The sequence below is a fragment of the Variovorax sp. VRV01 genome (genome assembly GCF_014852545.1).
Classification (GTDB): domain Bacteria; phylum Pseudomonadota; class Gammaproteobacteria; order Burkholderiales; family Burkholderiaceae_C; genus Variovorax; species Variovorax beijingensis_A.
Window position 1 is genome coordinate 34,154 of record NZ_JACVBS010000015.1, and the last position, 18,910, is coordinate 53,063.

General features: G+C 67.6%; 20 protein-coding genes. 12 read left to right on the forward strand and 8 right to left on the reverse strand.

The genetic code is table 11. From position 1 onward, the window contains the following. Positions 1 to 15: 15 nt before the first annotated feature. Both IB278_RS23825 and IB278_RS23830 read left to right on the forward strand, forming a co-directional pair. On the forward strand, positions 16 to 612 hold the full coding sequence (locus tag IB278_RS23825; protein WP_192325865.1) for a hypothetical protein: 597 nt from the start codon (positions 16 to 18) through the stop codon (positions 610 to 612). A 400-nt stretch (positions 613 to 1,012) separates the two neighbouring features. Continuing rightward, a complete protein-coding gene (locus tag IB278_RS23830) occupies positions 1,013 to 1,444 on the forward strand; it encodes a hypothetical protein (RefSeq protein WP_192325867.1) in 432 nt (143 codons plus the stop codon). A gap of 476 nt (positions 1,445 to 1,920) precedes the next feature. Here IB278_RS23830 and IB278_RS23835 read toward each other — a convergent pair whose 3' ends face one another. Next, positions 1,921 to 2,805 carry a LysR substrate-binding domain-containing protein gene (locus IB278_RS23835; RefSeq protein ID WP_145747097.1) on the reverse strand — a complete coding sequence of 295 codons (885 nt, stop codon included), beginning with the start codon at positions 2,803 to 2,805 and terminating at the stop codon, positions 1,921 to 1,923. A gap of 134 nt (positions 2,806 to 2,939) precedes the next feature. Between IB278_RS23835 and IB278_RS23840 the strand changes: the two genes are divergently transcribed. From IB278_RS23840 to IB278_RS23865, 6 genes are all read left to right on the forward strand, one after another. Next, complete coding sequence (locus IB278_RS23840) at positions 2,940 to 4,214, forward strand: ribulose-bisphosphate carboxylase large subunit family protein (protein WP_192325869.1); 1,275 nt, start codon at positions 2,940 to 2,942, stop codon at positions 4,212 to 4,214. A 7-nt stretch (positions 4,215 to 4,221) separates the two neighbouring features. Then, positions 4,222 to 5,625, forward strand: coding sequence for a four-carbon acid sugar kinase family protein (locus IB278_RS23845; protein ID WP_145747095.1), 1,404 nt, complete (start codon positions 4,222 to 4,224; stop codon positions 5,623 to 5,625). Between the two features lie 18 nt (positions 5,626 to 5,643). Beyond that, a complete protein-coding gene (locus tag IB278_RS23850; protein ID WP_145747094.1) occupies positions 5,644 to 6,663 on the forward strand; it encodes a TRAP transporter substrate-binding protein in 1,020 nt (339 codons plus the stop codon). Position 6,664: 1 nt separating this feature from the next. Then, a complete protein-coding gene (locus IB278_RS23855) occupies positions 6,665 to 8,536 on the forward strand; it encodes a TRAP transporter large permease subunit (RefSeq protein ID WP_145747093.1) in 1,872 nt (623 codons plus the stop codon). A 20-nt stretch (positions 8,537 to 8,556) separates the two neighbouring features. Beyond that, positions 8,557 to 9,327: an SDR family NAD(P)-dependent oxidoreductase gene (locus IB278_RS23860; RefSeq protein ID WP_192325872.1), complete on the forward strand. Its 771-nt coding sequence runs from the start codon at positions 8,557 to 8,559 to the stop codon at positions 9,325 to 9,327. Between the two features lie 171 nt (positions 9,328 to 9,498). After that, entirely contained in the window at positions 9,499 to 9,972 is a 474-nt protein-coding gene (locus tag IB278_RS23865) for a nucleoside deaminase (protein ID WP_225613119.1), read from the forward strand. Between the two features lie 12 nt (positions 9,973 to 9,984). On the opposite strand, the gene IB278_RS23870 is transcribed toward IB278_RS23865, so the two are convergent. Next, on the reverse strand, positions 9,985 to 10,965 hold the full coding sequence (locus IB278_RS23870; RefSeq protein ID WP_192325876.1) for a Bug family tripartite tricarboxylate transporter substrate binding protein: 981 nt from the start codon (positions 10,963 to 10,965) through the stop codon (positions 9,985 to 9,987). 149 nt (positions 10,966 to 11,114) lie between these two features. On the opposite strand from IB278_RS23870, the gene IB278_RS23875 reads away from it, so the two are divergent. Continuing rightward, positions 11,115 to 11,912 (forward strand): DUF899 domain-containing protein, encoded by a 798-nt coding sequence (locus tag IB278_RS23875; protein ID WP_192325878.1) that lies wholly within the window; start codon positions 11,115 to 11,117, stop codon positions 11,910 to 11,912. Between the two features lie 359 nt (positions 11,913 to 12,271). On the opposite strand, the gene IB278_RS23880 is transcribed toward IB278_RS23875, so the two are convergent. Next, on the reverse strand, positions 12,272 to 13,816 hold the full coding sequence (locus tag IB278_RS23880) for a winged helix-turn-helix domain-containing protein (RefSeq protein WP_192325880.1): 1,545 nt from the start codon (positions 13,814 to 13,816) through the stop codon (positions 12,272 to 12,274). A 125-nt stretch (positions 13,817 to 13,941) separates the two neighbouring features. Here IB278_RS23880 and IB278_RS23885 point away from each other — a divergent pair, with 125 nt between their 5' ends. Further along, entirely contained in the window at positions 13,942 to 14,358 is a 417-nt protein-coding gene (locus IB278_RS23885; protein ID WP_145747088.1) for a cupin domain-containing protein, read from the forward strand. Positions 14,359 to 14,388: 30 nt separating this feature from the next. Then, positions 14,389 to 14,880 carry a RidA family protein gene (locus IB278_RS23890; protein ID WP_192325882.1) on the forward strand — a complete coding sequence of 164 codons (492 nt, stop codon included), beginning with the start codon at positions 14,389 to 14,391 and terminating at the stop codon, positions 14,878 to 14,880. A 25-nt stretch (positions 14,881 to 14,905) separates the two neighbouring features. Here IB278_RS23890 and IB278_RS23895 read toward each other — a convergent pair whose 3' ends face one another. The 3 genes from IB278_RS23895 to IB278_RS23905 all read right to left on the reverse strand — a co-directional run bounded on the left by IB278_RS23895 (position 14,906) and on the right by IB278_RS23905 (position 16,636). Further along, positions 14,906 to 15,046, reverse strand: a complete 141-nt coding sequence (locus tag IB278_RS23895; protein WP_225613120.1) for a TRIC cation channel family protein — start codon at positions 15,044 to 15,046, stop codon at positions 14,906 to 14,908. A 184-nt stretch (positions 15,047 to 15,230) separates the two neighbouring features. Further along, complete coding sequence (locus IB278_RS23900) at positions 15,231 to 15,719, reverse strand: GNAT family N-acetyltransferase (RefSeq protein ID WP_192325884.1); 489 nt, start codon at positions 15,717 to 15,719, stop codon at positions 15,231 to 15,233. Between the two features lie 20 nt (positions 15,720 to 15,739). Continuing rightward, complete coding sequence (locus IB278_RS23905) at positions 15,740 to 16,636, reverse strand: LysR family transcriptional regulator (RefSeq protein WP_192325886.1); 897 nt, start codon at positions 16,634 to 16,636, stop codon at positions 15,740 to 15,742. A gap of 116 nt (positions 16,637 to 16,752) precedes the next feature. On the opposite strand from IB278_RS23905, the gene IB278_RS23910 reads away from it, so the two are divergent. After that, complete coding sequence (locus IB278_RS23910) at positions 16,753 to 17,631, forward strand: aldo/keto reductase family oxidoreductase (RefSeq protein ID WP_192325888.1); 879 nt, start codon at positions 16,753 to 16,755, stop codon at positions 17,629 to 17,631. A gap of 12 nt (positions 17,632 to 17,643) precedes the next feature. Here IB278_RS23910 and IB278_RS23915 read toward each other — a convergent pair whose 3' ends face one another. Then, positions 17,644 to 18,432 carry a hypothetical protein gene (locus IB278_RS23915; protein ID WP_192325890.1) on the reverse strand — a complete coding sequence of 263 codons (789 nt, stop codon included), beginning with the start codon at positions 18,430 to 18,432 and terminating at the stop codon, positions 17,644 to 17,646. Positions 18,433 to 18,438: 6 nt separating this feature from the next. After that, positions 18,439 to 18,909 carry an AAC(3)-I family aminoglycoside N-acetyltransferase gene (locus tag IB278_RS23920; protein WP_192325892.1) on the reverse strand — a complete coding sequence of 157 codons (471 nt, stop codon included), beginning with the start codon at positions 18,907 to 18,909 and terminating at the stop codon, positions 18,439 to 18,441. Position 18,910 lies beyond the last annotated feature (1 nt).

Consider the following 18,910-nt stretch of genomic DNA (forward strand, 5'->3'; position numbering starts at 1 on the left):
GTTTTGAAGCCAAACATGGGCAGCTATTCAGAACTCTACTTTTCAAACACCAGGATGCCACCCGGGCGAGGGGCGCTGTCAAACGATTCTCCGTATCTGCTCTCCAAGTACCATCTCCCGATTCTGTGGCTGGGGCTGTTCGATACGCCGGATATTGACAACGACGCGCATTCTCAGGAGCCTGCCGATGTCTGGCCCTACCTGGTAAAACGGACAGAGGCGGCTGCCGCATTGCTCGGTTCGCGTTGGTCGTTTCTGAGCAAACATTTCCCGGTGCTCCAGTCGCGCTGGCGTGATCAGTTCCTCTCGGTGTTGCAGGACAGCGGCTTTGAATATGTTCATCTCGACACCCATCAGATCGGTAGCATGGTTGTCACTGGACCCGAGTGGCGACGTGAACTTGAGGTCATGCTGGGCATGTTCAGTGCCGAGACGCCATCGCCCCAAGGTTGGCTAGGTCGGCTGCTGCGCAGGCCATCTCCCCAGTCACCGCTGGCGGTGTACAACGTTCGGTTTGGTTCGCGCTATGACGGTGACGGACGTTCGGAGCCCTGGACGTATTGCGGCGCCAGCGGCACGGATGACACCATGCCATGGGAATCGGGTCTTTGATGGCTGGCCGTGCAGTGCAAGCACCCGTCGAAGTTCAGAAGCGCCGGCGCGTCCATGGCGGTGAATCGCAGGTGCGGTATTCCCATGCAATCGAGACAGTCGAGGGCTCCGGTGGTCGGGCTTCAGGCACTCGCAGCTGGCGATCGACATTCGTCGGTGCTCTGATCGGCCTCCTGGTCGTCCTGGTGTTGCTCATGAAGTGGCTCGTGGGGTTCCAGGTCGAGGCGGCGGCGCAGCGCCGAGCGAAGGAAGCAGGCGCACGTGCGGAATTGGCTCGATGCTTCGAGCTGGCGTCACGGCGCGCAATTGAAACCTGTCGAACGGGGAAAGGTGCCGAGGCAGGCCTCGACCCCAGATTGATCAAGAGCGATCGGTAATGAAGCAAGAGAAAGAAGTCAGCATGAACAAAAACTTCAAGGCCGTGGTGACTCTCGCATTGACCGCCGCGATGCTCGCGGGCTGCGCTGCCGCACCGTATCGCCTTCCTGGCACGGAGACGCAACCATTGTCCAGCCTCGCCATCGTCGAGTCAGGGCCGCGCGCCGCGACGTATTTGGCTTCGATCGACGGCGAACAGGTCCCACATGTTCTCCGCCCGGTCGTTCGTTGGGAGCTTTCGCCCGGCGAGCACGCGGTGGTGGTCGGCCTCAGGACGCACCCGCAGTTCCGGGCCGACCACATCCGCCTGAAATTCGTGGCGCTTCCTGGTCGAACGTACGTGATCCAGTACGAGGTCAAAGCCTCGAGGGGCCGTGGCACATGGCGTGGCTGGATCGAAGATGAAACTGGGACTACTGTCTCCGTGACGGACACCGATCAGTCAAGGCGGTGAAAAAAGAGAATCGGAAAATGTTGTTGTTCCGGATACGCCGGCCAGCCAGCGCATCGGTCTGGGCGGTTCAGATTCCCGGCCGCCGTAGGCAACTCAGTAGGGGCGGGTGGCTGAATCACCCGGCCGCCCTGCAAATTCCGGCGTGAGGGGGGTGTAACGGGCAGCCAAGCACTGATAACCAGGTGTTTACGTGCCTGTGCTATCGGTGGTTGGCGCAGGCGATGCAAGTGACTCGAACTTGCACGGCGAAGCGCGGCTGATAGGCAGTGCGAATCAAATCGGTTTGGTGCCGATCTGCCAGTGCAATTGCCATCGGGTCAGAGATCGGCGGAATTCAACGATCAAGTCGCGTGACTCCCGCTTCCCGCTTCCCGCTTCCCGCTTCCCGCTTCCCGCGCGCATGCGGCGCCACGCGCGATCCGAGAAAAAAAGGGAACCTGACCGCCTGCATGGCCGGTCGTACCGAGGACGGCGAGTTACGGCTCCGTCCCACGCAATTCGTCGTGCAGCCAGTCAACCAGCTTGACCACATCCGGTCGGCGGCTGAGGTGAGGCGCAACCCAGATCGACAGCCGGTTCGGACCGCGCACAAATGCAAGCGGCGCCACCAACGTGCCGCTCGTCAGATCGTCACGGACAAGCATGCGCGGCACGTTGGCCAGGCCCAAGCCACAGCGGGCGCCCTGGATGAGCAGATAGAAATGGTCGAAAGACTCGTCGACGTGCAACGCCAGTTTCGAATGGCCGCTGCAACTGGCCCAGTCGGCCCAGGCCGTCGGACGGGTGCGCGAGACCATCAGCCGTGCACGAGCGAGATCTTCGACCGACTCAATCCGCTTGTGGCGCAGGTACTCGGGCGAGCAGACCGGCCCGATCCACTCATTCGCGACGTCCGTGCGCACGACATCCTTGGGAGGCTCGATCGATGACAGACGAATGGCCACGCTGACGCTGTCGCGGGCGAAGTCGATCGGCCCATGGCTCATGTTGAAGCGAAGCTCGACGTCCGGATGGGCCTCCTTGAAGCGGTTCAGCCGAGGGATGAGCCAGTACATCATGATCGACTCGGAACACGCCAGCGTGAGCGGGCCGGGCTTCAGTTGTTCGACGCTCGATTGAATCAGGCCGAAGGCGGTCGAGAGTCCCTCCGCCAGCCGCTGCCCCTCGGCCGTCGGTATCGCACCCTGTGCGGTGCGCTGGAGGAGGGCCAAACCCAACGAGTCTTCCAGCATGCGGATGTGGCGGCTCACCGCGCCATGCGTGACCGACAACTCTTCGGCCGCAGCGCTGAAGCTGCGCAGACGCGCCGTCGCCTCGAACGCGCGCAACGCGTTCAGCGAAAGACGATGGGACGTGGTCATGCTGCAGTCGCCTACTTCGGGTCAACCCGGATGTCATGTGAGCTTTCATCACAGCGCGGGGAGATCATATCGTTTGGCACATAGGGCGAGCTCAACTACTGTTCGGGTCAGTCAAGAGAGAACCTCACAACCCCATGGCCAATCCAGCCCCCCGCGCCGAGTTTAGCGCCCGTTACTTCGTCGAAAGCTCGGTCGCCTCCGAGAAGATCGCGCAGGTGATCGCCGGCGAGCAATCCAGCGGCACCTTCCTCGCGCTGCCGGGCGAGACAGACGAACTGAAGGAGCGCTCGCGCGCCCGCGTCGTGCGCATCGAACCGCTCGCGCCGGCGCTGCAGCCCACGCTGCCCAGCGCGTACGTCGATCGTCGGCCGCACGGTGGTGTGTTCCATCGTGCCGAGATCGAGATCGCGTTCCCGGTCGCCAATGTCGGCGCCAACCTGTCCAGCCTGTTGGCCACGGTGGCTGGCAACCTGTACGAGCTTGGGGAAGTCACCGGCTTGCGCCTGTTGGACCTGGACCTTGCGCCTGACTACGCCGCCCGGTTCGCCGGCCCGGCGTTCGGCGTTGCCGGCACGCGACGGCTTGCCGGTGTCCACGGCCGGCCTTTGATCGGCACCATCATCAAGCCGAGCATCGGCCTGACGCCAGTCCAGACAGCCGAGCTGGTCGACAGCCTCTGCGCGGCTGGCATCGACTTCATCAAGGACGACGAGCTGATGGCCGATCCGCCGTATGCGCCGTTCGACGAGCGCCTGCGCGCCGTCATGCCGGTGCTGCAGCGCCATGCCGACCGCCTGGGCCGGATGCCGATGTACGCGATCAACATCTCGGGCTCGGTCGACGAGATGCTGCGCCGCCACGACGCCGTGCTGGCCGCGGGCGGCAGCTGCGTGATGGTGAGCGTCAACTGGGTCGGCTTCGCGGCCGTCGAGCACCTGCGCCGCCACGCCCAACTGCCGATCCACGGCCACCGCAACGGCTGGGGCGCGCTCACACGCCATCCGGGGCTCGGCTTCTCGTTTCAGGCCTACCAGAAGCTGTGGCGCATGGCGGGGGTGGACCACCTGCATGTCAACGGCATCCGCAGCAAGTTCTGGGAGCCCGACGATTCGGTGGTCGCCTCCGCCCGCGCGTGCCTGTCGCCATGGGCCGGGCTGCAGCCGCTGATGCCGGTCTTCTCGTCAGGGCAGTGGGCGGGCTTGGCCCCCGACTTGTATGGCGCTCTCGGCGCCGTCGACCTGATGCATCTGGCCGGGGGAGGAATCATCGGCCACCCCGACGGTATCGCCGCCGGCATGGCGAGCATGCGCGAGGGCTGGGAGGCGGCGGTGGCAGGCATCGGGCTCGGCACATACGCCGAATCGCATCCCGCGCTTCGACGCGCGCTGGTTCATTTCGGCAACCTGTAAGGCGCGCATGTTGAAGCTGGCCTTCTACGGTGATGATTTCACCGGCTCCACCGATGCGCTCGAGGTCCTGGCCTTCGCCGGTCTCGACTGCGCGCTGTTTCTCGAAGTGCCAGATGAGCAGACGCTGCATGAACTGGGCTCCTTCGATGCCATCGGCGTGGCAGGCGCGAGCCGCGCGATGTCGCCGCCAGAAATGGACGAGCAGCTTCTTCCCGTGCTCACCGCGATGTCGAGGCTGCCCGTCCCGCTGGTGCACTACAAGGTCTGCTCGACCTTCGACAGCTCGCCGGCCATCGGAAGCATCGGCCATGTGATGGCGCTGTCGCGCGCATCCTTCGGCGACACCGCGATCCCGATCGTGGCGGCGACACCGGCGCTGGGCCGCTACTGCGCCTTCGGCAACCTGTTCGCCCGCTCCGGCACCGACGGGCGCGTGCATCGCATCGATCGCCATCCGATCATGAGCGTGCACCCGGTCACGCCGATGCACGAGGCCGATCTGACGCGCCATATCGGCGCGCAGACCTCGATGCGCCTTGCCGGCTTCAACCTGCCGCTGTTCACGCTCGAACGCGAGGCGATGGCGACCGAGCTTCATCGGCTGGTCGACGCGACAGCGGGGGGCGCGGTGCTGATCGACGGCACGACCGCCGAGCAACTCACGGAGACCGGCCGGCTGCTCGACGGTCTGGTGCGCGGCCGCAAGACGCCTCTGTTCTGCGTCGGTGGCTCGGGGCTCGAGTACGCGCTGACACAGTGGTGGCGCGAGGCTGGCGTGCTCCCGGCCACCCCGGCTGCACACGAATGTTTTGGCGGCGTGCCCCAGGTGCTGGCCGTCTCGGGCAGTGCTTCACCGCTGAGCGCGCTGCAGATCGATGCGGCGCTGGCCGATGGCTTCGTCGAGCTGGCCGTGGATGCCGCCGCGCTGGTCGCTGCGCGCGACCCGGGTGCGGAAGTCGCCCGTCTCGCTGAACACGCCTTGCTCGCATTGCGCGCCGGCCGCAGCGTGATGCTGCACAGCGCGCGCGGTCCGCAGGATCCGCGCATCGAGGCGATGCTGGCCGCGCTGGCCGGCCAGGGCATGAGCCGCGAGCAGGCCCGCCACGAAGGTGGCCGCCTGCTGGGACAGCGTTTGGGTGAGCTGGTGGACACGCTGCTGCGCGCGCATCCGATTCGGCGACTGCTGCTGTCGGGCGGCGACACCTCCAGCCACATCACACAGCGACTCGCACCGAAGGCGCTGCGCGTGGTCGCACGGCTTGCTCCGGGCGCACCGCTGTGCCGCGCCATCTCGCGCGAGCCGCACCTGGCGCAGCTCGAGATTGCGCTCAAGGGCGGCCAGATGGGCCAGCCCGACTATTTCGTCAAGGCGCTGCGCGGCACGGCCGACGCTCGTCAACCACTTCACTGACCGACAGGAGACTCGACCATGACATCGATCAACCGCCGCCGCGCCCTCGCAACGGGCGCGGCACTGATCAGCGCTCCGGCGCTGGTGCTTCCGCGCTTCGCGCATGCCGCCGAGTTCACCTACAAATTCGGCACCAACGTGCCGGCCACGCACCCGCTCAACGTGCGCGCGATGGAGGCCAGCGAGCGCATCCTGAAGGACACCGACGGCCAGATCCAGATCAACGTCTTCCCCAACAATCAGCTCGGCAACGACGCCGACATGCTCTCGCAGCTGCGCGCCGGCGGGCTGGAGTTCTTCACCGTCTCGGGCGTGAACGTGCTGTCGCAGCTCGTTCCCATCTCCTCGATGTGGGGCCTGGGTTTCGCATGGGCGAACGACGAGGCCGTGAACAAGGCGCTGGACGGCGATCTCGGCAAGTTCCTGCGTGCACAGTTTCCCAAGGTGGGCCTGATGGCGATGGACACCGTGTGGAGCTCCGGCTTCCGGCAGATCACGAACAGCGTGCGGCCGATCAACACGCCGGACGATCTGAAGGGGCTGAAGATGCGCGTGCCGGTAAGCCCGCTGTGGACGTCGCTGTTCAAGCACCTCGGCGCGGCGCCGGCGTCCATCAACTTTGCCGAGACCTATTCGTCGCTGCAGACCAAGGTGGTCGATGGCCAGGAGAACCCGTTGACGATCATCTCGATCGCCAAGCTCTACGAGGTGCAGAAGTACTGCTCCATGACCAACCACATGTGGGACGGCTGGTGGTGCATGACCAACCGGAAGCTCTGGGAGCGCATGCCGGAGAAGGCTCGGCCGATCGTCGCCAAGCACCTGAACCAGGCCGCACTGGACATGCGCGCCGACGGTGCGAAGCTCAACGCGTCGCTGCGGCCCGAACTGAGCGCCAAGGGACTGGCCTTCAACGATCCGAAGCTCGACGCCTTCCGCGAGCGGCTGACGGCCTCCGGCTTCTACAGCGAGTGGAAGCAGAAGTACGGCGAGGAGGCCTGGGCCCTGCTCGAGAAACATACCGGCAGGCTGGGCTGACATGCACGCCGCCTCGATTTCCGACGACAACCCGCAGCGCGGGGTCGTCGCGGCCTGGGCGACACGCGCGCAGCAGGGGCTCGGCCGCCTGCTCGGCGTGCCCGTCGCCCTGCTGGTGGCCGCCGAGATCGCCGTGCTCCTGGCCGGCGTGGTGGCGCGCTACGTGTTCCATCACCCCTTGATCTGGTCGGACGAGGTCGCTTCGATCCTGTTCCTGTGGCTGGCGATGCTCGGCTCGGCGGTGGCCTTCCAGCGTGGCGAGCACATGCGCATGACGGCGGTGGTGGGCAAGCTCGACCCTTCCAGGCGCGCCTTTCTCGACGTGCTGGCCACCACGGCGGCACTGGCGTTCCTGCTGCTCATCCTGCCGCATGCGTGGGAGTACGCGGTGGAGGAGGCCATGATGCGCACGCCGGCGCTCGACCTCCAGAACTCCTGGCGCGTCGCCGCGATGGCCGCGGGCTTCGGCGCGATGGCGCTGCTGGCGGTGCTGCGGCTGGCCGCGGTGGGCCGGCCGCGCCAGGTGGCGGCGGCCGTCGGGCTGGTCGTCGCGATCATCGCAGTGATGACCCTGCTGCAGCCCGTGTGGCGACAGCTCGGCAACACCAACCTGGTGGTCTTCTTCGTGGTCGTCGTCGCCGGGGCGGTGTTTGCCGGCGTTCCGATTGCGTTCGCCTTCGGCCTGGCCACGCTCGGCTACGTGATGCTGACCACGCACACGCCGGTGCTCATCGTGGTCGGCCGCATGGATGAAGGCGTCAGCCACCTGATCCTGCTGTCGGTGCCGCTGTTCGTCTTCCTCGGCCAACTGATCGAGATGACGGGCATGGCGCGTGCGATGGTGGCCTTCCTCGCCAGCCTGCTGGGCCACGTGCGCGGCGGCCTGCACTACGTGCTGGTGGGTGCCATGTACCTCGTCTCCGGCATCTCCGGCTCGAAGGCGGCCGACATGGCGGCCGTCGCGCCGGTGCTGTTCCCGGAGATGACGAAGCGCGGCGCGAAGGAAGGCGACCTCGTCGCGCTGCTGTCGGCCACCGGCGCGCAGACCGAGACCATCCCGCCGTCCATCGTGCTGATCACGATCGGCTCGGTCACCGGCGTGTCGATCGCCGCGTTGTTCACCGGCGGCCTGCTGCCCGGCCTGGTGCTGGCCGCGACGCTGGTGGCGGTGGTGTGGGCGCGCTACCGGCATGAAGACCTGAGCGGCGTGCGGCGCGCCAGCCGCACGGAAATCGGCCGGGCGTTCGTGATCGCGCTGCCGGCCATCGCACTGCCGTTCATCATCCGTGCCGCGGTGGTGGAGGGCATCGCAACGGCCACCGAGGTGTCAACCATCGGCATCGCATACGGGGTAGTCGCCGGACTGCTGATCTACCGGCAGTTCGACTGGAAGCGGATCTATCCGATGCTCGTCGACACCGCCAGCCTGTCAGGCTCGATCCTGCTGATCATCGGCGCAGCCACCGCGATGGCCTGGGGGCTGACCCAATCGGGCTTCTCGCACACGCTCAGCGAAGCAATGCGCGCGCTGCCCGGCGGGGCCGCGGGCTTCATGGCGGTCTCCGTCATCGCCTTCATCGTGCTGGGCAGCGTGCTCGAAGGCATCCCGGCCATCGTGCTGTTCGGCCCTCTGCTGTTTCCGATTGCCAGGGCGGTCGGCATCCACGAGGTGCACTACGCGATGGTGGTCATCCTCGCCATGGGCCTCGGTTTGTTCGCGCCGCCTTTCGGCGTGGGCTACTACGCCGCCTGCGCGATCGGCCGCGTCAATCCCGACGAGGGCATTCGACCGATCGGAGCCTACATGCTCGCGTTGTTCATCGGCCTGGTGATCGTCGCGGCGCTGCCGTGGATCTCGATCGGCTTCCTGTAAACCGTCACTCCATCCTTGATATGACACACACTTCCGAAACACGCGTCGCCCTGGTCACCGGGGGTGCCAAGGGCATCGGCGCCGAGGTCTGCGCCCGCCTGGCAGCCCTCGGTCATCAGGTGCTCGTGGCAGACCTCGACTTCGATGCAGCGCAGGCCACGGCGGGCGAACTGCACGCCGCAGGCGGCCGGGCGAGCGCGCTCCGGCTGGACGTCGGCAAGCCGGAGTCGATCGCCGCTGCGTTCGAGCAGGTCGAGCGCGAGCAGGGCCGCTGCGACATCCTGGTCAACTCCGCCGGCATCGCCAAAGTCTTCCCCTTCCTCGACTTCCCGCTGGACAACTTCCTGGCGACGATGAACGTCAACGTCACGGGCACGCTGCTGTGCTCGCAGGCGGCGGCACGCCTGATGCTGAAGCGAGGGTGGGGCCGCATCGTCAATGTAGCCTCTGTCGCCGGAATGCGGGCCGTGGGCAGCGGCCGCACCGCCTATGGCACGTCCAAGGGCGCCGTGATCGCGCTGACGCGGCAGATGGCGGTGGAGCTGGCCGAGCACGGCATCACGGCCAACGCGGTGTCGCCGGGTCCGGTCGATACGCCGATGACGCAGGCGCTGCACACGGCCCGGTTCCGCGCGGAGTACTCGAAGGCCATCCCGATGAACCGCTACGGCACCTGCGGGGAAATCGCCTCGGCCGTGGTCTACCTGGTGTCGGACGATGCGCGCTATGTCACGGGCATCTCCATGCCGGTCGACGGCGGCTTCCTCGCGTCAGGTGCACGCGGACTGTAATTCTGGCTCGCGCCCACACGGAAGGAGGAGCGGTCTGCGAACCATCTTGTGCTGGACCTCGATCCACTGCAAGCTGCGCCTTGAATCGACCAAATCAGCCTGGCTGGCAGCCTCGCATTGAAGTTGCCATCCCACACGAGGAGAAGGAAGGCGATGTACCAGGAAACTTTCATGAGGCGGGCGTTGGCGCTTTCGGCCAAGGCCCTCGAAACGCCCGGCACCGAGCCGTTCGGGGCCGTGGTCGTGAAGGACGGGCAGGTCGTCGGCGAGGGGCTCAACCACTCGGTGGCGAACTTCGATCCGACCTCGCACGGCGAAGTCGAGGCGATCCGCGATGCCTGCAGGCGGCTGCTCAGCGTCGACCTTGCCGGCTGCGACCTGTACACCTCGTGCGAGCCATGCGCCTTGTGCGTGGCGGCGATGCGCATCGCCGGCATCCGCGAACTCTTCTACGCCGCCTCCATGGAACAGGCGGGCCAGGCCTTCGACGGGCTGCCGGCCGCGGCTCGCCACCCGATCGACGTGGACGATCTCCGGGCGGAAGCGGGCGCGCCGCTGGCCCTGCGCAAGATGCCGGCGCAGCAGCACCTGGCCGATGAAGCCACCGAGGTGCTGGCCGCCTGGGCGGCGCCGCGCAAGCGCTGAGGGCCTGCCTGGCTAGAGCTTGATCCCCGCGCCCTTGACCGTCGGGCCCAGCACGTTCACCTGCTCCTTCACGAAGCCGTTGAATGCGGCGACGGTCTCGGGCTTGGCCACGATGCCCAGTTCGGTGAGCTTCTTCTGGATCTCGGGCATCACCAGCACCTCGTTGCAGGCCGCGTTGAGCCGCGCCACCACGTCCTCCGGCAGCCTGGCCGGTCCGGACAGGCCGAAGAAGTTCTCGAGCACCAGCTTCGGCTGCTTGAGTTCAGCGATGCTTGGCACGTCCGGCATCAGCGGCGAGCGCTGGGCGCCGGTCACGGCCAGCGGCACGAGCTGTCCGCTCTTGAAGAAGGGCACGTACGCGGTGATGACGTCGATGCCCACCGGAATGGTGTTGGCGATCAGGTCGGTGGTCATCGGTGCGCCTCCGCGATAGGGCACGTGCACCATGTTGATTCCGGTGATCTTCTTGAGCAGCTCGCCGTGGATGTGGCCGATCGAACCGGGGCCGCCCGAGCCGAAGTCCATGCGGCCGTCCTTGCGTCCGGCCGCCTCGAAATCCGCGTAGCTCTTGAACCCCGACGGCTTGCTGGCCATGATGACCAGCGGCGCGGCGCCCAGGTAGGCGATGTGGCTGAAGGCCGCCACCGGATCGTAGGGCTGCTTGTCGAGCGTGAAGGGGCCGAGCGCGATCGGCGTGGTGTTCGAGAGCATCAGCGTGTAGCCGTCGGGTGCGGCCGCGGCCACCTGCGCGCCGCCGATGGTGCCGCCCGCGCCGGGCTTGTTGTCCACGACCACGGGCTGCCCCAGCTTCTTCGACAGCTGTTCCGCCAGCAGGCGCGCCAGCACGTCGCTGGAGCCGCCCGGCGGAAAGGTCACGATGATCTTGATCGGCTTGTCGGGCCATTGCGCGAAGGCGGGGAGGGCGAGCAAGGCGGCGCCCGCCGCGAGCATGTGCAGCGCAGTGCGGCGGGTGGAGCGAAAGCGGGTGGTCATGGCGTTGGCCTCTGCTGGCGATGGGGAAACCACCGGATAGCAGGAACCGGGCCCGACGCGGAAAGCAGCAATCCCGCCAAACTTGTTACTCCCGCCGCTCGACGCCCGGTGCCAGACTTTTCTTCTCGCCCAACCAGGAGATTCAAGCCATGACGACTTCCACCGAGAACGCACAGAAGGGCGGCCAGCCCGCCATGCACACGCCACCGGTCGTTTCGCCCGACGCGTGGGAAGCGGCCCGCCAGCAACTGCTCGTGAAGGAAAAGGCCCAGACCCGCGCGCGCGACGCGCTGGCCGCCGAGCGGCGGCGCATGCCGTGGATGGCCGTGGACAAGGCCTACGCCTTCGAAGGACCCGCAGGCAAGGTCAGCCTGCCCGGGCTGTTCGACGGCCGGCGCCAGCTGATCGTCTATCGCGCCTTCTTCGAGCCCGGCGTGTTCGGCTGGCCCGACCACGCCTGCCGCGGCTGCTCCATGGTGGCCGACCAGGTCGCCCATGTCGCCCACCTGAACGCCCGCGACACCACCCTCGTCTTCGTCTCGCGTGCGCCGCAGGCGGACATTGCGCGGCTGAAGGCGCGCATGGGCTGGGAGATCCCGTGGTTCACGCTCACCGACAGCTTCGACGCCGACTTCGGCGTGCACGAATGGCACGGCACCAACGTGTTCTACCGCGACGCCGGCGACCGCGTGTTCCGCACCTACTTCCTCAACAACCGCGGCGACGAGCAGATGGGCAACACCTGGAACTACCTCGACATCACGCCGCTGGGCCGGCAGGAGGTGTGGGAAGACTCGCCCGAGGGCTATCCCCAGACGCCCACCTACAAGTGGTGGAACTGGCACGACAACTACGCCGAAGAGGCCGTGCCCGACAAGAAGTGGGTCGAGATCTCCACCGCCGGCGAGGCGGCGTTCCGCGAGCAGAGCCTGAACGCGAAGCGATGAGCCGCAGCGGTGGCTTCGCCGGGCGGCGGCGTCGGTCATGGTGCCGATCAGAATGGCCATGAGTGCCGGCAGTCGCCGCTCCTTGCGAATCAACGACATAGACTGTTTCTGGTCACAGAGTCTGGAACTCGCTTCTTCTCATCCGGATGCATGGCCGTGAAGGCGATGCGTGCGTGATCGGCGATGGCCACGAACAGCCAAAGTCATCTGCTTGACCGTCTCGATTCGGCGGGCAAAGGCAAGGCGGGCATGCTGATGGGTGTTCATGCGGTTGGGCGTCCTGGGTGGATTGGGTGTTTGGCGACTTCCAGTCCCTCAAACCCCATCCGGATGAACACCGGATACAAGCTATTGGAGCTTCACACCTCGCCGGGCTCATGAAGCAGGCGGCGCATGTCCTCCGCCCAGCGGGGGTTGCATCGCCACAGTGGCTGCAGCGCATCGGCGGTCGTCGTCGGTGCTTGCGACCAGTGCCGGGTCCACGCGGCTGCCGCTTCGTCAAGGCCCAATGCGGCGTTGGCCGCGGCCAGGGTGCGCATCGCCGGACGCCAGGCGGGCCGGACTTGAAGCGCGGCCAGTGCGCGCTGCAGTGCGTCCTCGGGCTTGTTGTCGAACAGGAAGGCGAGCGCCAGCACGTTGTACCAGACGAAGTTCTGCGGGTCGTAGCGGTTCAGCCGCAGGCCATGCGCCAGGGACTGCACCGCAAGCCCGGCATGGCCCGAATACAGGGCTGCCATGCCGTGCACGAGGTGGCCCAGTGCAAAGCTCGGGCTCAGCTCGACGGCTTTCTGCGCACTGCGCAGGGCGAGCGCAAAGTCGTCCGCGTAGACGGCGACGATCGCCAGCGCGTAGTGCGCGTAGGGGTTCTTCTCGTCGAGCTGCACGGCCTCGAGTGCGGCGGCGTGGCCCTCGCGCAGGTCCGCCGCCGGATCGTCGCTCCAGCCATAGGCGACGAGGCCGGCGTTGACGCGCCCGAGCCACAGGCGCGCCTCGGTGAGCTCGGCGTCGATCTGGCTGGCCTGCCGGAACAGCTCTCTCGCTTTCAGGTGGGTGGGCTTCGTGACGTGGTGGAACAGCCAGGAGCCCCGGGCCACGAGGTCCCAGCCGCTGACGCTGCCGCTGCGCCGGCGCGCCGCCAGGGCGCCGGCGTTCCTGAGCAGCTCGGGCTCGATGGCGCCGGCCACCTGCAGTGCGATGGCGTCCTGCACCTCGAACATGTCGGCGTCGGCGAAGTCCTGCCGGTCCGCCCAGAGACAGCCGCCGCTCGGCGCGTCGACCAACTGCGTCGAGATGCGCACGCGCGCACCCGACTTGCGCACCGATCCCTCCACCAGGTAGCGCACGGCCAGCTCGGCGGCGGCCGTGCGGCTGTCGACCCGCTTGAGCTTGTAGACCTGGCTCGCATTGCGGCCGGTCACCGAGAACCAGCGAAAACGCGTGAGCGCGGTGATGAGCGCCTCGGTCACTCCGTCGGCAAGATATTCCTGCGCGGGGTCGTCGCCCAGATGGGTGAATGGCAGCACCGCGATGCCGGGCCGGCCGCCGCGGTCGGGCTCGCCATGCTCGAGGGGCGCGAGCTGCGTGTCCTCGACCGCCGAGACGGCGGGCAGCCGGTACCCCAGGCGCGGCACGGTGACGATCCACTCCGCCTCGCCGGCCGGCGGCGTGCCGAGCAGCTTTCGCAAGGCAGTGACCTGCACCGAAAGGTTGCTGTCCTCCACCACCAGCCCGGGCCACGCCAGGCGCATCAGCTCGGCCTTGGACACCGGCTCGCCGCCCGCTTCGAGCAATGCCAGCAGGATGTGCAGCCCGCGCTGGCCCACGGCGAGCGCCGCGCCGTCGCGCGTGAGCGTGCCGCGCGCGCTGTCGAGCAGGAAGGGGCCGAACGAGAAGCGCTTCGTCATGGTGGATGGATGGCTCGTTTCGCAGGATTTCGCAAGATTTCGCCGCGGCTTCGGTGACATGCCGGCCCCGAGGCTTCATTGTCCCGCTATGGGCGAGTTGCCCGCAATTGCCAAGGAGGCACACCATGGACGCCTGCACTTCCACCGAAGCCCGATTCGTCGTGCGTGGCTCGGCTCCCTACACGAGCACCCAGGGTTCGCGCTACGCGCCCGGTGTGAGCGCCGAGGCCACCGGCGCCACCTCGCTGTTCCTCGGCATGGTCACCCTGCCGGCGGGCGAGCGCACGAAGGCGCATGCGCATGAGCGGCACGAGTCGGCCCACTACATGGTCAGCGGCGAGGAGGTCGAGCTGTGGACCGGCCCGCGGCTGGAGCGGCGCGACGTGGCGCGGCCGGGGGACTATCTGTACATCCCGGCCGGCATGCCCCACGTGGCGGTGAATCGAGGCAGCACGCCGGCCGTGTTCGTCGGCGCGCGCAACGAAGCGGCGGCGCAGGAGAGCGTGCTCCTGCTTCCGGAACTCGACGCGCTGGTGCCTTGAGGAGCTCGGTCGAACTTCGAGGAGACGGACATGGCAATCATCGAAACCAGGATCGCCGCGATGGGCCTGCAGCTGCCTCGGCCGCTGCAGGCGCCGCCCGGGCTGAGGCTGCCTTTCGAATGGGTGCGGGTGCGCGCCCGAAGGGCCTTCGTGTCCGGGCAGGTGCCGCTGCAGGCGGACGGCCGCCTGGCCGGCCCGCTGGGCAAGGTGGGCGCCGAGGTTTCGCCCGAGCAGGGCTATGCCGCGGCACGCCTGGTCGCGCTGGCGCATCTGGCCAGCCTGCAGCGCGCCCTGGGAGACCTGGACCGCATCACCGCCTGGCTGCGGGTGTTCGCAATGGTCAACGTGGCGCCCGGCTTCTACGAGACGCCGCGCGTCACCAACGGCTACTCCGACCTGATCCTCGAACTCTTCGGCCCGGAGGTCGGCGCCCATGCGCGCTCGTCGATCGGAATGGTCATTCCGCTGAACGCGCCGGTGAACTGCGAGGCCGAGGTCGAGATCGACGGAGGCGACTGCTGAAGGCCCAGGAAGCGGCCTTTCCAAGTTATTGCGAGGGCGGCTTACTTGCTGGAAGCCCCACCATCACGCCCAGCCAGTCGAGGCCCGCGTGGCCCGCCGCCAGCACGCCGCTGATGGCAAACACCGCGATGCCGGCGAGATCGAGCAGGTACAGCAGCATGGCCATCCCGTCAGCGCAGCCGCTGGGCGGCGCGTTCGACGAGGAGCGCCATGGCCGTCGCGTTCTCGATTCCTTCGGCGGCCAGCCCGCTCACGGTGCCCAGCCTGTCTTGCAGCGCCTCGTCCTGGCTCGCCTTGAGCTTGCCGACCAGGCGCTCGTTGGCGACCAGGCCTCCGCCCTGTTGCCGCAGCTATTGTGTCGTCTGCAGCTCGTACCGCGCGAACGAGACGGCGCCCTTCTGGATGATGCTGTGCAGCGCGAAGCCGAAGTGCTCATAGAGATTTCGCAGCCCGGGCCGGTCCGCGACGCAGTCCAGGCGAAGGTATGGCCGGCCGAGAGCCCGGGCGCGTGCACTGGCAAACGTCAGCAGCTCGGTCGACACGCCCTTCTTCGCCCACGCCCGGCGGACGGCCAGCTTGTGAACGAAGGCCGAGGTGCCAGGCGCGATCTCGGGCCAGAAGACGGGATCCTCCAGTTCGAACTTCATCACGCCGGCCAACTGCCCGCCTTCGCGTGCGACATGGAACAACCCCGAGCTCGCGTCTCGCAGAACGCGCTCGTGGCCGATCTCCGCACCTGACCACAGTGCTCTGCCGCCGTCGGAGAGCCATTGCGCGGCCTCCTGCAGGACGGAGGCGATCTCGTGCGCGTCCGAGGCGCGTGCTTGCTCGATGTTCATGGATGGTGAATGCGTCGTCCTTACGCGCCCTGAATGAAATCCACGAATGCCCGCAGCGGCGCCGGCAGCAGCCGGCGGCCAGGGTAGTAGAGGAACGGGCCCGAGAAGCGTGGCCACCAGGGTTCGAGGATCGGCTCGAGCGCGCCGCTGTCGAAGTGGGGCCGCAGCCAGTCCTCGAACAGGTAGATCACGCCGGTGCCGGCGATCGCCGCGTCCACCGCCAGATCGGCCGACGAGCCGATGCGCACGATCAGCCGCCCGGTCACGTCGACGCGCAAGGTTTCGCCGTCGCGCTCGAACTCCCACAGCGGCATCGACCCGCTGGCAAAGCGCCCGCGCAGGCAGGCGTGGCCGAGCAGGTCGCGCGGATGCTCCGGCCGGCCGTGGCGATCGAGATAGGAGGGCGCGGCGGCCACGGCGAAGCGCTGGAAGCGCGGGCCGATCGGCACGGCGACCATGTCCTGCTCGAGCCGTTCGTCGTAGCGGATGCCGGCATCGCAGCCGGCTGCCAGCACATCGACAAATCCGTCCTCGGCAATCACTTCGAGCGAGATGTCGGGATAGGCGGCCAGGAAGCGCGGCACGATCGACGGCAGCACGAGCCGCGCGGCGCTGATCGGCACGTTGAGCTTGAGCGTGCCGGCCGGCCGGTCGCGAAAGCCGTTCACCACGTCAAGCGCCGCCTCGACTTCATTGAGCGCGGGCCTCAGCCGCTCGAGCAGGCGTTCTCCCGCTTCCGTGGGCCGAACGCTGCGCGTCGTACGGTGAAGCAGCCGCACGCCGAGCTCGGCCTCCAGCCGGCGCACCGCCTCGCTCAGGCCCGATGCGCTGGTGCCGCTCAGGCGCGCGCCCTCGCGAAAGCCCTTGGCCCCCGCCACCGCCACGAAGGCGTTCAGATCCCCGAGGTCGACGTTCATTGTTTGGAATTCCGCACAGCCTGTGCCGATTATGGTGGGTTATCAAGCAGCGAAGCGCTGCCTAGACTGCGCTTCACGACCCCGCTCCATCACTCCAGCACCTCAGGAAAGACACCATGTCCAGCACGCAAACCCCCAGCACCTACATCCTCGGCGACCGCACCGTCCATCGGCTCGGCTACGGCGCCATGCAGCTCGCCGGCCCCGGCGTGTTCGGCCCGCCCAGGGACCGCGAGGCGGCCGTGGCCGTGCTGCGCGAAGCGGTCGCGAATGGCGTCGACCACATCGACACCAGCGACTTCTACGGCCCGCACGTCACCAACCAGGTCATCCGCGAGGCGCTCGCGCCGTACCCGAAGGACCTTGCCATCGTCACCAAGATCGGCGCGCGCCGCAGCGACACCGGCGGCTGGCTGCCGGCGTTCTCGCCCGAGGAGCTCGCGCAGGCGGTGCACGACAACCTGCGCAACCTCGGCCTGGACGTGCTGGAGCTCGTGAACCTGCGGCTCATGTTCGACGTGCACGGCCCGGCCGAGGGATCGATCGAGGCACCGCTCGCGGCGCTGGCCGATCTGCAGCGCCAGGGGCTCGTGCGCCATGTCGGCCTGAGCAACGCGACGCCCGCGCAGGTGGCCGAAGGCCGCCGCATCTGCCGCATCGCCTGCGTCCAGAACCAGTACAACCTCGTGCACCGCAGCGACGACGCGCTGATCGACGAGCTGGCACGCGACGGCATTCCCTACGTTCCGTTCTTCCCGCTCGGCGGCTTCACCCCGTTGCAGTCTTCCGGGCTCTCCGGCGTGGCGCAGCGCCTCGGTGCCACGCCGATGCAGGTGGCGCTCGCCTGGCTGCTGCGCCGCTCGCCCAACATCCTGCTGATTCCCGGCACCTCCTCGGTCGGGCACCTGCGCGAGAACCTGGCCGCGGCGAAGCTGGAGTTGCCGGACGATGCGATGGACGCGCTGGACCGCGTGGCGGCTTCCGCGGCCGGGTGAGGGCACCGGGCGTCAGTCCGACGGCGCCAGGTGCTGCGCATTCCCGTCGGCGCGTCGGTGGATTCGCTCGGTCACTTCCACTCGGGCGCCCAGCGCCTCGAAGCGGTGGACAAGGTCGTCCTTCAGGGCCAGGCTGACGCTGTCGTCGAGCAGCTTCAGCGGCAGCTGATGCTTGAGCTTCAGCAGGCTTGCACCCGCGAGATGCCTGTAGTGCGGATGCGACTTGAGCGCCGTCAGGACCCGCAAGGGCTCGCTGCCCAGGTCCGTCAGATGCACCGTGCGGAAGACCGTCGGCGAATCGTCGCTCGGCAGCGAAGGCGGCGCATGCACCTCGATGCGCTCCATCAGCATCTGGAGATTCGGGAACAGCGGCTGCGGCGACCAGCGCCCGCTCCCGTGCCAGTCCCACAGCACCGGCACTTCGGGCTGGCTGATGTCGCCGATCAAGGGGTCGCCATCCGCGTTCTGCAGGACCACCCAGTGCGCCTGCCACTGGCCCGCATCCACGGCGTCGCTCCACACCAGATGTTCGGGCGTGCTGGCTTTCTGGTTCAGGATGAAACGGTAGCCTTCCATTTCTGCCATGAGGCTGGGCACGTCGACAGCGCCCGAACCGGTGAGCACGCCCTCCGAATCCTCGCGCCAGCCCGGTTCCTTCAGCACGAGAGATTGGGTCCCCATGCGGCGGCACCACGCGAACCAGTCCTGGACCGGCGCGGGCAGGGGTGGCAGCGTGAAGCGGGCTGCCAGCGAGGCCTGGACGGCTGCCCGGTCGGGCCAGTTGTCGCGTGTGAGAGCCACTGGATCTCAGGACGCCTGCGCCGTCGGCACCGGGATGTCGAAATGCAGCACGTCTTCGCGCACGCCGAGCTTCGCGTACAGGGCGACCGCCGGCGCATCGGGTGGATCGGCCTGGACGAAGATCACGCAGGCCCCGCGCTCGGCGCCGATGCGCTGGAGCTCGCGGATCAGCGCCGTCGCCACGCCTGTGCGCCGGTGCTCGGCGGCCACGGCCAGGTCGTAGATGTAGATCTCGCTGCGCTCCTGCTCGAACTTCTTCAGCTCGTAGGCCGCGAGGCCGCCGATGACCTGCGATCCCTCGCGCGCCACCAGCGCAATGAAATAGCCGCTGCCCAGCAACTGCCGGAGGTAGGCGGGGCGAGGGCGGCGGGTGCCGTAGGTATCCGGATCGCCGAAGGCCTCGCCGAAAACGCCGAGAAGCGCATTCATCAGTGCCCCGTCGTCAGCCGAGAGCTGCTGGACTGTGTAGCTGGACATG